The sequence below is a fragment of the Clostridium sp. CM038 genome (assembly GCF_055081105.1).
This window is the reverse complement of sequence record NZ_CM143651.1, coordinates 3,163,136-3,176,722: the sequence shown is the minus strand read 5'-3', so window position 1 is coordinate 3,176,722 and position 13,587 is coordinate 3,163,136. Positions and strand designations below refer to the sequence as shown.

The window sequence follows — 13,587 nt, the reverse complement described above, 5'->3', positions numbered from 1 at the left end:
TGTATAAAAATGCTGTACTAGATTATTATCTAGTACAGCATTTTTTTAAATACATATTGATTTAACGAAAAAAATGTTGTAGTATTGATATACAACTATAAATACGAACAATTAATAAAAAACAAAACTTAATATTCGCAAACTCATATAAGCTTAGAAATATGGACTAAGCGTTTCTACCAAGTAGCCGTAAAATACTTGACTATGGGTGTTTTAATAAAAATAGTTAAATAATTCTAAAATGAATTTTTTTATTATAAACTCCCTAGCTAACGCGTTAAGCCGTTAATAGAGGAGTTTTTTGTTTTGCAATGAATCGTATGTTGAAAATATAGTTAATAAAGGAGAAGATTATGGAAATATTAAAGGATAAAATATTAACGCAAGGGTCAGTAATAGGTAGTGGAATTTTAAAGGTTGATAGTTTTTTGAATCATCAAATTGATATAGTGCTATTAAATGAAATTGGAAAAGAATTTAAAAAAAGGTTTGCACAACATGAAATCACAAAAATATTAACAGTTGAAGCATCAGGTATAGGAATAGCATGTATTGTGGCACAATACTTTGGTAACATTCCTGTAGTTTTTGCAAAAAAACATGAAGCCACTAATTTGGATAGCAATACATATGAAGCTGATGTGTTTTCTTTTACAAAAAATAAGAATTATAAAATTAGAACTAGTAAAAAATATATAAAAAAAGAAGATAAGATTTTAATAATTGATGACTTTTTAGCTAATGGGAATGCTGCATTAGGACTTATAAAAATTGTACGTCAGGCTGAAGCCGAAGTGGTTGGAGTGGGAATTGTAATCGAAAAAGCATTTCAAAATGGAAGAATATGCATAGAAAAGGAGGGTGTTAAAGTAGAATCATTAGCCATAATAAAATCTTTACAAGATAACAAGATAGTTTTTAGCTAAGACTTATTATTTATTATACGGGAGGAATTAACAATGAAGAAAAAATTAGGAAGTTTATTAATAGTACTTACATTAGTTATGCCTTTAATGCTTGCAGGATGTGGCACTGATAAGAAAACTGAGACAAAAGGTACGCAAAAAAAGGAAATAAACGTAGGGTTTATATATGTAGGACCTGTAGGTGACGAAGGCTGGACTTACTCTCATGATGTTGCAAGAAAAGAGATTGAAAAACAGCTAGCTGTAAAAACTTTGTATAAAGAATCAGTAAAAGAGGATTTAGCAGAAGTTGAAAAAGTATGTGAAGAAATGATTAATCAAGGAGCTAACGTTATTGTAGGAACAAGTTTTGGATTTATGGATGGAATGGAAGCATCAGCTGCGAAACATCCTGAAGTTAAATATCTACATGCATCTGGATACAAAACTTCAGAAAATATGTCAAACTATTTTGGACGTATCTATCAAGCAAGGTATCTTTCAGGGATAGTTGCTGGAATGAAGACTAAAACTAATAAAATAGGATATGCAGCAGCACACCCAATTCCAGAAGTAATAAGAGGAATAAATGCTTTTGCTCTAGGGGTACAATCAGTGAATCCGAAAGCTGTAGTAAAAGTAAAATGGACTAATACTTGGTATGACCCAGCTAGAGAAAAAGAAGCAGGAAAGGCACTTATTGCAGAAGGTGTAGACGTAATTACCCAGCATCAAGATACTGCAGGACCATTACAAGCTGCAGAAGAAGCAGGAATATCCGCTATTGGATATAATACAGATATGAAAGCTAAAGCACCTAAAGCATATATGACATCGCCAGTTTGGAATTGGACACCATATTATGTTGAGCAAATAAAAGCTATTAAAGCCGGTACGTGGAAATCAGGAAGTTATTGGAAAGGTTTAGAATCTGGAGTAGTGAGTCTTGCGCCGCTCACAGAAAATGCACCAACTGGAGCAAAAGAGGCTGTAGAAAAGGCTAAAACAGAGATTCTTTCAGGTGAAAACAAAATATTTGTAGGACCTTTAAAGGACCAAACGGGAACTACTAAAATTGAAAAAGGTAAAGTCATGACAGATGAGGAATTACTACAATTTAATTGGTTTGTTAAAGGCGTAGAAGGAAAAATAGAGAAATAATATATGATTTTAAAATATGGAGGAGATGATTTAATATGAATGAAATCCCTTATGTATCTATAGAGAATATTAGTAAGACCTTCGGAAAGGTAATAGCTAATAAGAATATGAATTTAACGGTGCATGGTGGGGAAATTCATGCGCTACTAGGTGAAAATGGGGCAGGTAAAAGCACTCTCATGAATATGCTATCAGGGGTATATACTCCTGATAGTGGCTCTATTTTTATTCATGGGAAAAATATGAATTTTACTTCTCCAAAGGATGCTATTAAAGCTGGTATAGGAATGATTTATCAGCATTTTAAATTAGTTGAGGAAATGACTGCGAAGCAAAATATATTACTGGGTCAAAATAGAGGCTTATTTTTTAATGACAAGTTAGAAATTAAAAAGATTAATGATATATGTGTAAAATTTCATTTAGAGATGGATGTAAACAAATATGTTTGTGATATGGCAGTAGGAGAGAGGCAAAATCTTGAAATACTTAAAGTACTTTATAGAGGTGCTGATGTCTTGGTATTAGATGAACCTACTACGGTATTTACTCAAGGTGAAACTGAAAAATTATTTAAAATAATGAGAAAGATGAAAGAACAAGGCTGTGCAATTATATTTATAAGTCATAAAATGGATGAAGTAATGGAGATCTGTGACAAAATTACTGTATTAAGAAAAGGTGAAGCTATAAAAACAGTTGAAAAAGAAAATACCACTCCAAAGCAATTAACAGAACTTATGATGGGTCGCAAAGCGGATTTATCTATAAATAAGGTAAATAAAGAGCCAGGAGATATAATGCTTAAGGTAAAGGACTTGAAAGTGTTAAATGCTGAAAAGGCAGAGATAATTAAAAATATTAGTTTCAGCCTAAGAAGTTCTGAAATTCTTGGCGTGGCTGGAATTGCTGGAAGTGGCCAAAGGGAATTATGTGAGGCCATTGCAGGAATTGAGAAGGTAGCAAGTGGTGAAATAGTTCTTGAGGGGGAGAATCTAGTAGGGAAATCTCCTAGAGATATTATTAATAAAGGCATAAGTATGAGCTTTATACCAGAAGATAGATTAGGAATGGGACTTGTTGCTTCTATGGGAATGGTGGATAACCTTTTGCTAAAGGATTACCACACGCAAAAGGGGATATTTATAGATAGAAAACCAGTCGTAATTAAAGCAAAAAAAATGGTTGAGAAATTTGAAATTAAGACACCGGACATACATCATCCCATAAAATATTTATCAGGTGGGAATATTCAAAAAATATTAGTTGGAAGAGAATTAAGTATGTATCCGAAGATTCTTGTTATGGCATATGCGGTAAGGGGCTTGGATATTAATACATGTTATACGATTTACGACCTAATAAGTCAAGAGAAGGAAAAAGGAACGGCAGTATTATTCATTGGAGAAGATTTGGATGTGTTAATTAAGTTGTGCGATAGGATTATGGTGCTTTGTGATGGTGAGGTTACTGGCATTGTTGATGCGAAAAAAGCTTCAAGAGAAGAAATTGGTATGATGATGGTGGGAAATACTGCCCAGATGGAGGAGAATTAGATGATGAAGATTGTTAAAAGAGCTGAAACTCGCAAAACTGATAATTTTAAAATTAGAAGCATTGCAATCCTCCTATCATTATTGGTACTAGGTATGTTTTTGTTAGTAATTAAACTTAATCCAATAGACGTATATGCGTCTCTTATAAAGGGAAGCTTTGGCTCGGGTTATAGTATTAAGCAAACACTTATTAAAGCAATACTACTGATTGTAGCTTCTCTTGGAATATCGATAGCCTTCAAGATGCAATTTTGGAATATTGGTGGAGAAGGACAAATAGTAATGGGAGCCTTTGCTGCTACTTTTTTTGCATTGAAATTTCCCTATATGGATAAATTACCATTGTTATTAATAATGTTTTGTGCAGGTATTTTAGGCGGAGGGTTATGGGCATTAATTGCAGCCTTACTTAAGGGGAAATGGAATACTAATGAAACGATTGTAACATTAATGCTAAATTACATAGCCTTAAAGTTTATTACATACCTACAATATGGACCTTGGAAGGATAAGAGAGCAATGGGTTTCCCTAAAATACCTAACTTATCGCCAAATGCAACGCTTCCAGATGTTTTTGGTATACATATGGGATGGATAATCGCAATTATACTTGTGATTATAGTGTATATTTTCATGAAATATACTAAGAAAGGTTATGAAATTTCGGTGCTTGGAGAAAGTGAAAAAACAGCATTGTATGCAGGCATTAAAATTAGAAAAACCATGTACATAGCTATATTTTTAAGTGGAGCACTATGTGGAATTGCAGGTGTAATTCAAGTATCAGCTGTAAGTAGGACACTGTCTGCACAAGCTGCAGGTGGGGCAGGATTTACAGCTATAATTATAGCTTGGCTTTCAGGATTAAGTGCACCCATTATAGTAATAGTATCTATACTATTTGCGGCTCTATTACAAGGAGCGTCATTTATTCAAACAGCATTTGGAATACCTGAAGCGGCTGCACAATTAATACAAGCAATTATACTGTTTTTTGTATTAGGCAGTGAATTCTTCATTAAATATAAAATAAATTTTAACTATCAAGGCATACTAAAGGAGGAAAATAGAAATGAATAGTATAACAACATTTTTAGCCGCTGCGGTTGTAGCAGGTACACCTCTACTTTTTGCCACATTAGGTGAATTATTAACTGAAAAGGTAGGCAACCTTAATTTAGGTGTAGAAGGCATGATGCTTATGGGGTCTGTCATTGGATTTATGGCAGGCTTAAGTACGGGAAATCCTGTTATAGCAATGATAGCTGCAGCGATTTCAGGAGCCTTTGGAGCGTTAATTTATGCGTTTTTAACTATAACACTTCGGGCAAATCAAGTTGTATGTGGTCTTACGCTAACTATATTTGGAACAGGGTTCTCAAGTATGATAGGTAAAAAATTGATTGGGCAAGTTACCCCAGATAAGGTTAAATCATTTTTCGTACCTAAAAGAATTCCATTAATTGGAGATATACCTTTTATAGGAGATATATTTTTTAATCAAGATGTGTTTGTATATTTGGGATATATTATAACTTTGCTTTTGTTTATATATTTATATAAAACTACTAAGGGCTTAAACACCATGGCAGTTGGCGAAAATCCTGCAGCTGCCGATGCAGCTAGTATAAACGTTAATTTGTATAAATATGTGAATACATTAGTAGGCGGAGCTCTTTGTGGTCTTGGAGGAGCATATCTATCTCTTGTTTATGTTCCAGCATGGCAGGAGAATGTAACATCTGGCAGAGGATGGATAGCAGTGGCCTTAGTAATTTTTGCAACTTGGAGACCTCATAGAGCGATTATAGGAGCATACCTTTTTGGAGGGCTTGACATAGTAGGTTTTAGACTTCAAGGATTACCTAATTTTTCAGTATCTCAATATCTTATTGATTTGCTACCATATTTAGTTACAATAATTATTTTAGTAATAGTATCAATGAAAAAATCTAGTAAAAACTCACCACCGGCTGGACTCGGAAACCCCTATTTTAGAGAAGAAAGATAGTTAATTTCTCGAATTTTTTTACATGATACATAATAGGGGACATTTAATAATTATTCAAATGCAAATAGTTGTTAACTGTCCCCAATTATTTTATGTTTTGTGTATAATAATAGTATGATATATAATAGGAATGGTGACAAAATGAAATATGCAGTTATTACATTTACAGAAAAGGGAGATCAAATAGCTAATATTTTAGCTTCAAGCCTTAACATTGATTTGTATTCAAAGAAAAAGCAAAGTGATTTTAGTTTTAAGGAAGTTAGTAGAAATGTAATGGAAAACTATAGAGGTGTAATATTTATAAGTTCTACAGGTATTGCAGTTAGAGCTATAGCGCCATACATAAAAAGTAAGGATGTGGACCCTGCAGTATTAGTTATAGATAATTCTTGTAATTATGTTATAAGTCTTTTAAGCGGTCATTTAGGAGGCGCAAATGAGCTTACATTAAAGGTTAGTAAGCTTCTCGAATCACAAGCGATAATAACTACTGCTACAGATAATTTAGGTATTTATGCTCCAGATATGATAGCAAAAGATAATGGATTTATAATTGAAGATTTGAAAAAAGCAAAAGAAATAGCGGCTCTTTTAGTAGAGGGAAGAAAAATTGGATTTTTTGATGAAAGAGGGATAGTACAAACGCCCGTTGGATATAGTAGTAATTTAGAGGACATTAGTGGGTTACTATACATTTGCAGCTCAGAGAGTACTGATAATCATTTAAAGGGACATATAGTGCCTACGCTTAAATTAATAAGAAGAAATATCGTACTAGGGATAGGATGTAGAAAAGATTTTTCAACCCAGAAAATGAAACAAACTGTATTAAGGGTTCTTAAAGAATATAATATAGATATTAGGTCTATAAAGTCTATAACGACGATTTTGATAAAAAAAGATGAGGTTGCAATAAATGCGCTAGTAGATTATTTTAAATGCCAACTTAAAATATTTACGGCAGAAGATATAAAGCAAGTACAACATAAATTTTACGGTAGTGATTTCGTTGAAAAAACTATTGGAGTTAGAGCTGTTTGTGAGCCTTGTGTAGAACTTAGTGGTGCAAGGATTATAAAAAATAAGATGAAATTAGATGGTATGACGTTATGTATAGGTGAAGTATGATATAATAAAGAAGATATTTTTAGTAACAATTATGCAATAAGAGGAGTGTATTTATATGACAACAGATAATAAAGAAGAAGTTATAATGAAAGATATGACAGTAGATAGTAGTGAAGAAATTACAATGAAAGATGCGATGGATAATACTGATGACGTGCTTTTAGCTAAAAAAAGTGAAGATAGCGTTAAAGTTTGGGAAAAATTACAGGAAATCGTAGATGAGAATAAAACGTTAGAAGTAACAGTTAGTGACATAGTAAAAGGCGGAGCTACGGCTTATATTGATGGAGTTAGAGCATTTATACCTGCGTCACAAATCTCAGATTCATATATAGAAAACCTAGAAGACTTTAAAGGCAAAACTTTAGAAGTTAAAATAATAGAACTTGATAAAGAAAATAAAAACATAGTTCTATCAAGAAGAGTAATAGAAAAAGAAGAGAATGAAGGTAAAAAAGATATAATTTGGAATGAACTCAAAAAGGGCGATAAGAGAAAAGGTGTTATAACTAGACTTGCTAAATTTGGTGCTTTTGTAGATTTAGGCGGCATTGATGGTCTTATTCACGTTTCACAATTATCATGGAAAAGAGTTCAAGATCCAGCAGAGGTAGTGTCAGTTGGAGATGAAGTTGAAGTTACTATTTTAGATTTTGATAAAGAAAAAGGAAGAATATCTTTAGGACTTAAATCAGAAGCAGGAAACCCATGGAAGAATATAGTAAGCAACTACAAGCCTGGTGCTATAGTAGAAGGAACTGTTGTAAAATTAATGGATTTCGGTGCTTTTGTACAACTTGAATCAGGAGTAGAAGGACTAGTTCATTTATCAGAAATATCAGAAGAACGTATAGCAAAAGTTTCTGACGTATTAAAAGTTGGAGAAGTTGTAAAAGTTAAAATCGGTGAAATAAACGAAAAAGATAGAAGAATAAGCCTAAGTATTAGAGAAGCAGCAAGAGGAAATGAAGATTTTTCACAATATAAGCAAGAAGAAGAAGCTGGATTAACTTTAGCTGATATATTAGGAGATAAATTCAAAAACTTTAAATTTGAATAAAATTGTAAGTAAAAATAATTAATAATAGTTTTACTTAATAGAGCTACAAGAAGCATAGATTTTTAAAAAAGTCTATGCTGAATTAAGAAGATGATTTCTGTATTGTAAACAGGAGTCATCTTTTTTAGGTTCCATTGATATCTAAATTTAATATCTACTTTTAATAGATTTTTTTAGAAGCGTATGGTAATATATTTATAAAATGTAATTTAATGATATGAAAGAAGGGGATTTTAGTGAGTGAAGTTAAAAAACTTAAAACAAGAGATGAAATTGACAGCATGTACAAGTGGAACGTCCAAAAGATGTATAAGAGTTCTGCGGCGTGGGAAGAAGATTTTGAAATACTAAGATCTAAAGCACCAGAAATGCAAAGATTTTCAGGGAAACTGGGAACTGCTGAGGAGTTATTATCATTTTTAGAAAGCAATGTAGAGATTCAAAGACTTCTAGAAAAATTGCTTGTATATGCACATTTAAGAGGGGATGAGGATACAGCTAAGGCAGAGTTTCAAGTACTTAAAAATAAGATTGATTCATATGCCGCAGAAGTTTCGAGTGCCACTGCATTTTTTGTCCCTGAACTATTATCATTAAAAGAGGGCTTTATAGATGAGGCAATTTGTAAGATTCCAAAACTTAAAATATATGAATTCTACTTACTAGATATTTTAAGTCAAAAGCCTCATACATTAAGTGTAGAGGGAGAAAAGCTATTAGCATCTGTAAGCGACTGCTTAAATGCCCCGGGAAATATATTTGAAATGCTTACAAATGCAGATATGACGTTTCCAAGTATAAAAGATGAAAAAGGTAATGAAATTGAATTAACAGAAGGAAACTACAGTATTTTTATAAAATCGAAGGATAGAAGGGTAAGAAAAGATGCCTTTGAAACATTATTTGGAACATATAAGGGGTTTAGAAATACGTTAACAACATCTTTAACATCATCAATAAAAAACTTTGTATTTAATGCAAAAACAAGAAATTATGCATCAGCATTAGAAAGCTCATTAAAGCCTAATAATATTCCAGTAGAGGTTTATCATAATGTGGTGGATACTATAAACAACAATCTAGACTCCCTCCATAAATATGTAAGACTTAAAAAGAAACTTTTAGGACTTGATGAAATTCATATGTATGATTTATATGTGCCAATAGTTGATGCGGTGCAAGATAGTATTGAGTATGAAGATGCTGTTAAGTTAGCATTAGATGGTATAAAACCTTTGGGTCAAGAATATTTAAATATATTTAAAGAAGGAATTAGTGAAGGCTGGGTAGATGTATTTGAAAATAAGGGTAAACGTTCTGGGGCATATTCTTCGGGATGCTATGACAGTATGCCATACGTACTCTTGAATTATAATCACCAATTAAATGATGTATCTACGCTTGCTCATGAAATGGGGCACTCTATTCATTCTTATTATTCAAGGAAGAATCAACCGTATATATATTCAGAGTATGAGTTATTCTGTGCGGAAGTAGCATCTACAACTAATGAATGTTTACTAATAGATTATTTAATTAAAAATGAGACAGATAAGAAGAAAAGACTATTCTTAATAAATCAGCAATTGGAAGGAATAAGAACTACAGTATTTAGACAATGTATGTTTGCAGAGTTTGAAAAAACAACCCATGAAAATATTGAGCAGGGTAACCCATTATCTCCAGAGGACTTATGTAAAATTTATCATGATTTAAACCGAAAATATTTTGGAGCTGAAATGGTGGTAGATGAGGGTATTGATATGGAATGGGCAAGAATTCCTCACTTTTACAGCGACTTCTATGTATATCAATATACTACAGGTTTTGCAGCAGCTAATTCTTTCAGTAAAATGATAGTTGAAGAGGGCGAAAGCGCTGTAGAAAGATATAAAGGATTCTTAAAGAGCGGTGGAAGTGACTATCCAATAAATATACTTAAAAAAGCAGGGGTAGATATGTCATCACCAAAACCTTTAGAGGATACTATAAGAAGATTTGATGAATTATTAGAAATGCTCGAAAAAGAGATATAAAAAAAGTATGAAGTTTCTCCTGCGTGCCTTCAAATAAGAACTTAAAACTGGAAATTGATTAAGTAATTCTAATGTTTTGCTCATGTAAAATTCTCGGGCACTCACATTCGGCGTCCTGCCTCAGGTTCGCTAGCCTCACTTCCTGTGAGGCTCACGAGAATTTTACATCGCAAAACAAGAATTTCTAAATGAAATTTCAATAGTTTTTACGTTTCTTATTTGGAGTCACTTCCGGAGAAAGATCATACTTACTTTTAAATTCCTATTTTAAGCATACCTCTGATATAAAAGAGATAATGACTATAAAATTTAATATATTAATATTTAATGCACAGTTGTATTAAACTGTGTAATGAGGATTATTTATATTTTGTGTACAATGGGGGATTAAAATGAAAGATAATACGAAAAGTTCAAAAGTAGGACTAATTATTTCTGCATTTACAATTATTATTGCTTTAATAACCTTTGTATATGCAAGAATTAAAGGAATGCCAAGTTGGACTGAGGTTACTATATTAATTTCTGTTATTATCATTTTTTGTAGTAGTATTTCAAACTATAAATCACAGAAAAATAAAGACAACAATTCTAAAAAAAATATTTGATTGGTACAAAATATTCATAAATAGCGCATCAAATGTACTCCTTGACTCAATTGTAAATCTAAAAGCAACCTGTTCTATTTACAATTGAGGTATAATTCTTAAATAAAATATATATGCCAAGAGGTTGCATCTCGGTATACAAAAATATCGGCATGTGTCAGGGCTTTTATTAGTAATGGGTGTATTACATGTACTACTTTATGGAAAGGCTGTATTTACTATAAATATTGGTATTAGTTTTATAGTTTATTTAATTTACATTTTAATGCTTTACAATCTACGCAAAATTGTCTGTAGTATTAAATTAACACCATTTTGTCTTGGCAACGTCAGGAGATTTAAAATAATTGGATATTATATGTTTTCTATAGCTATTTTTGATGCAATCATGAACTACAAAAGACAAGCTGGTATAGAAATATTTGCTACAAGATATGGGTCACTTAAAGGCAGTTTTTTTATGTATATTGTGTTAGCTTGTATGGCTTTAGCTTTAGCAGAAATATTCAAAAAAGCAATTGAAATAAAAGAAGAAAACGACTCGACTGTCTAAAGGAATATAATATTACAATTATCGTAAATTTGGATTTTATACACTTGAAGCTATTTCTCGTGAATTGCAATGCCAACCTGGTGATTTATTAGAATATAAAGAATAATATATATATAAGTTGCGTCGCAACATTCTAAAATAGAGCATCAATTGTATATCTACGATTGATGCTCTATTTTTGAAGACTTCGAAGGTTAGTCATATGATTTTTAACAGACAAGATGTAATTAATAATGACAATAATGCGGAAAAATAAATATTAAAAATTTGAATATTTAATGTTAAATATTATTGTGACATACATTATACACTATACGAATAAAATTAAGATATGATGTTAAAATGCCGCACGAGATATAGTAAGGAGAGTGATTTAAATAATAATTTTCACCACTATTTTAATAGGTATAATATTTTTGACAGGGATTATTATGCTACAGATATTTTTATCAAAACGACAAAATAAGTGGCTTGGTTTAATATTGCCAATAATTAATGTTATTTTTTCCATTAGGGCAGTTTTAGGTATAAATTTCGATGGGGGAGAATCAATTAGTACAATTGTAATGGAAACGATTATGACGTTTTTAGTGTGGAATATTTTAACAGGTGTTTTAAGTGATGTATATTTTACTTGCCGTGAAAAATTAAAAAAGAGTAAAATATAGATGAAATGAATGTGGAAATTATTGCGATTTGGTGGTTTTTTATCTGCTATCCATAGTAGATACATCTTAGTGTAAATATGATATAGTATGAAGTTTTTCCGGAAATGACATGAAATAAGAAGTGCAGAAACATTTGAAGTTGATTTAGAAATTCTACCGATTTATGCGCAAAAAAAAGTATATGTTACATATAATGCATTGAAGCGAGCTTTAGAACTTCTTATTTTATTTTTAATTAAGATGCGTTAGGAAAAACATATGTTTGAGCGACACAGCGAGTTTATGTTTTGTAGCAGATTAATTAAAAGTAAAATTAGTAGTTCTTAGCGAAGTGAATGCATTAATAGTAATATATACTTTTTTATTTTAGTCTTGTTTCTTTTTAGTAATATACCAATATACAGGTAATCCAATTAAGGTTATTGCAAGTCCTATAAGTGCTTTTGAAGTATCAGTTAAAAGTGTACTTACTAGGATATATATACCTCCAGTAATTCCGATGAGTGGAACTATTGGGTAGAAGGGTACTTTATAAGGTCTCTCTAAATCTTTATGTTTTGTTCTTAATATAAAGATACCAGCTACTGCCATTGTGAAGAAAATCCATAAAACAAATATAACAAGATCAGTTAAGGTATCAAAAGAACCGCTAAATACATATAAAGAGGCGAGTACTGCCTCGAAAATAAAAGCGTTTAATGGAGTTTGATATTTTTGATTAACTTTTCCGAGGATCTTATCAAAAGGTAAAAGTTTATCTCGAGCCATGGCAAAAGGTATTCTAACTCCTGTCATTAGGTAACCATTTAATGTTCCAAAGATTGAAATTAATATGCCAGCAGTTATAAACAATGAACCAAATTTTCCAAATAAAACTGTTGCAACATCAGAAGCCACTTTATTAGAACTAATAACAGCTGTTATAGGAATTATGTTTATAATTGCTAAATTAAATAAAACATACACTGTTATAATAACGATTAGTCCTAAAATTATGGACTTTGGTATGTCTTTTTTAGGATTTTTAAGTTCTCCTGCTATATTACCTACGCCTACCCAGCCATCATAAGCCCAAAGTGTTCCAAGCATAGCAGCTCCAAAACCAGCTCCGGCTGCAGTAGTCCCTAGTGGCAAGGAAAAACTGTGAGCTGTTCCTTTTATAAGGCCTAAAGCAATAATAATAAAAATTGGAATTAGTTTTGCAACAGTTGCAATGAACTGAATTTTACTAGCAAGTTTTGTTGATAACACGTTTGCAGTGGTGATAACAAATATCATTAATATTGCAAATAGTTTTTGATGGATTGGACTCATAGGTACAAAATTAGTAGCTTGAGTTGCTAAAACTATTGCGAGTGCTGCGGCGGCACCAGGTACATAAATAACCGTCTGTACCCAACCAAATAGAAATGCCCATTTTTCTCCATAAAGTTCTTTAAGATATATAAATATACCACCAGTCTTTGGAATAGCTGCTGCTATTTCAGCTATAGTAAGACCAGAAGCCATAGTTATAATGCCACCGGCGACCCAAGCAAGTATTCCCATGGTTGGAGATCCTGCGTTTTTAAATACAATAGAAGGTTTAAAGAAAATTCCTGAACCTATAACCATACCTATAACTAGGGTAATGGATTCTAGTAAGCCGATTTCTTTCTTTAGTGTTTTTGGTGAATTATTGATAGAATCTAATTCTTTTGATGCTTCCAGAATAAATCATCCTCTCTTTTGTTAGTCTTAAAATAATAGAAAACTCATTTAAGTGGGTCAAATCATCTCCTGCGGAGCTGAAATGTCGCTAAAATATATAAAGACATGAAGTAAAAAAGCGGCAAAAGCACTGCATTTTTACTACATGTCCTCTTATCTGAAAGTTTCATTAGATAATAATCTAAGTT

12 protein-coding genes, 1 pseudogene and 1 riboswitch are annotated in these 13,587 nt (G+C 31.8%); of the genes and pseudogenes, 12 read left to right on the top strand and 1 reads right to left on the bottom strand.

The window, feature by feature from the left end; genetic code table 11:
* The first annotated feature begins 123 nt into the window (after positions 1–123).
* Positions 124–225, top strand: a riboswitch (purine riboswitch).
* 128 nt (positions 226–353) lie between these two features.
* From ACWJKS_RS14575 to ACWJKS_RS14520, 12 genes and pseudogenes are all read left to right on the top strand, one after another.
* Entirely contained in the window at positions 354–926 is a 573-nt protein-coding gene (locus tag ACWJKS_RS14575; RefSeq protein WP_165411646.1) for a xanthine phosphoribosyltransferase, read from the top strand.
* A 33-nt stretch (positions 927–959) separates the two neighbouring features.
* Entirely contained in the window at positions 960–2,066 is a 1,107-nt protein-coding gene (locus tag ACWJKS_RS14570; RefSeq protein ID WP_165411647.1) for a BMP family ABC transporter substrate-binding protein, read from the top strand.
* A gap of 35 nt (positions 2,067–2,101) precedes the next feature.
* The gene (locus ACWJKS_RS14565) at positions 2,102–3,622 is read left to right on the top strand and encodes an ABC transporter ATP-binding protein (RefSeq protein ID WP_462959843.1); all 1,521 of its coding nucleotides are present in this window, start codon (positions 2,102–2,104) and stop codon (positions 3,620–3,622) included.
* The gene (locus tag ACWJKS_RS14560; RefSeq protein WP_462959842.1) at positions 3,623–4,702 is read left to right on the top strand and encodes an ABC transporter permease; all 1,080 of its coding nucleotides are present in this window, start codon (positions 3,623–3,625) and stop codon (positions 4,700–4,702) included.
* The gene (locus ACWJKS_RS14555; RefSeq protein WP_216301951.1) at positions 4,695–5,633 is read left to right on the top strand and encodes an ABC transporter permease; all 939 of its coding nucleotides are present in this window, start codon (positions 4,695–4,697) and stop codon (positions 5,631–5,633) included. The genes ACWJKS_RS14560 and ACWJKS_RS14555 overlap by 8 nt, the downstream gene beginning before the upstream one ends.
* 141 nt (positions 5,634–5,774) lie before the next feature.
* Entirely contained in the window at positions 5,775–6,764 is a 990-nt protein-coding gene (gene cbiG / locus ACWJKS_RS14550; RefSeq protein WP_462959841.1) for a cobalt-precorrin 5A hydrolase, read from the top strand.
* A 55-nt stretch (positions 6,765–6,819) separates the two neighbouring features.
* Positions 6,820–7,824 (top strand): 30S ribosomal protein S1, encoded by a 1,005-nt coding sequence (gene rpsA, locus ACWJKS_RS14545; RefSeq protein WP_216301952.1) that lies wholly within the window; start codon positions 6,820–6,822, stop codon positions 7,822–7,824.
* A 236-nt stretch (positions 7,825–8,060) separates the two neighbouring features.
* Positions 8,061–9,860 (top strand): oligoendopeptidase F, encoded by a 1,800-nt coding sequence (gene pepF, locus ACWJKS_RS14540; protein WP_220286059.1) that lies wholly within the window; start codon positions 8,061–8,063, stop codon positions 9,858–9,860.
* A gap of 392 nt (positions 9,861–10,252) precedes the next feature.
* The gene (locus tag ACWJKS_RS14535; protein WP_462959840.1) at positions 10,253–10,468 is read left to right on the top strand and encodes a hypothetical protein; all 216 of its coding nucleotides are present in this window, start codon (positions 10,253–10,255) and stop codon (positions 10,466–10,468) included.
* A 175-nt stretch (positions 10,469–10,643) separates the two neighbouring features.
* Positions 10,644–11,021, top strand: coding sequence for a DUF2975 domain-containing protein (locus tag ACWJKS_RS14530; protein ID WP_462959839.1), 378 nt, complete (start codon positions 10,644–10,646; stop codon positions 11,019–11,021).
* Positions 11,022–11,058: 37 nt separating this feature from the next.
* Positions 11,059–11,127, top strand: a pseudogene (locus ACWJKS_RS14525) (helix-turn-helix domain-containing protein); the annotation flags it as partial.
* 325 nt (positions 11,128–11,452) lie between these two features.
* Positions 11,453–11,689, top strand: a complete 237-nt coding sequence (locus tag ACWJKS_RS14520; RefSeq protein WP_216301956.1) for a hypothetical protein — start codon at positions 11,453–11,455, stop codon at positions 11,687–11,689.
* Between the two features lie 366 nt (positions 11,690–12,055).
* On the opposite strand, the gene ACWJKS_RS14515 is transcribed toward ACWJKS_RS14520, so the two are convergent.
* On the bottom strand, positions 12,056–13,399 hold the full coding sequence (locus tag ACWJKS_RS14515; protein WP_462961082.1) for an APC family permease: 1,344 nt from the start codon (positions 13,397–13,399) through the stop codon (positions 12,056–12,058).
* Positions 13,400–13,587: the final 188 nt, after the last annotated feature.

Bases quoted from the DNA above. Each gene is read 5' to 3' on its own strand.
- rpsA (WP_216301952.1), top strand. From the start codon at position 6,820: ATGACAACAGATAATAAAGAAGAAGTTATAATGAAAGATATGACAGTA.
- ACWJKS_RS14530 (WP_462959839.1), top strand. From the start codon at position 10,644: ATGGGTGTATTACATGTACTACTTTATGGAAAGGCTGTATTTACTATA.
- ACWJKS_RS14555 (WP_216301951.1), top strand. From the start codon at position 4,695: ATGAATAGTATAACAACATTTTTAGCCGCTGCGGTTGTAGCAGGTACA.
- ACWJKS_RS14520 (WP_216301956.1), top strand. From the start codon at position 11,453: ATGCTACAGATATTTTTATCAAAACGACAAAATAAGTGGCTTGGTTTA.
- ACWJKS_RS14565 (WP_462959843.1), top strand. From the start codon at position 2,102: ATGAATGAAATCCCTTATGTATCTATAGAGAATATTAGTAAGACCTTC.
- ACWJKS_RS14535 (WP_462959840.1), top strand. From the start codon at position 10,253: ATGAAAGATAATACGAAAAGTTCAAAAGTAGGACTAATTATTTCTGCA.
- ACWJKS_RS14570 (WP_165411647.1), top strand. From the start codon at position 960: ATGAAGAAAAAATTAGGAAGTTTATTAATAGTACTTACATTAGTTATG.
- ACWJKS_RS14575 (WP_165411646.1), top strand. From the start codon at position 354: ATGGAAATATTAAAGGATAAAATATTAACGCAAGGGTCAGTAATAGGT.
- cbiG (WP_462959841.1), top strand. From the start codon at position 5,775: ATGAAATATGCAGTTATTACATTTACAGAAAAGGGAGATCAAATAGCT.
- ACWJKS_RS14560 (WP_462959842.1), top strand. From the start codon at position 3,623: ATGATGAAGATTGTTAAAAGAGCTGAAACTCGCAAAACTGATAATTTT.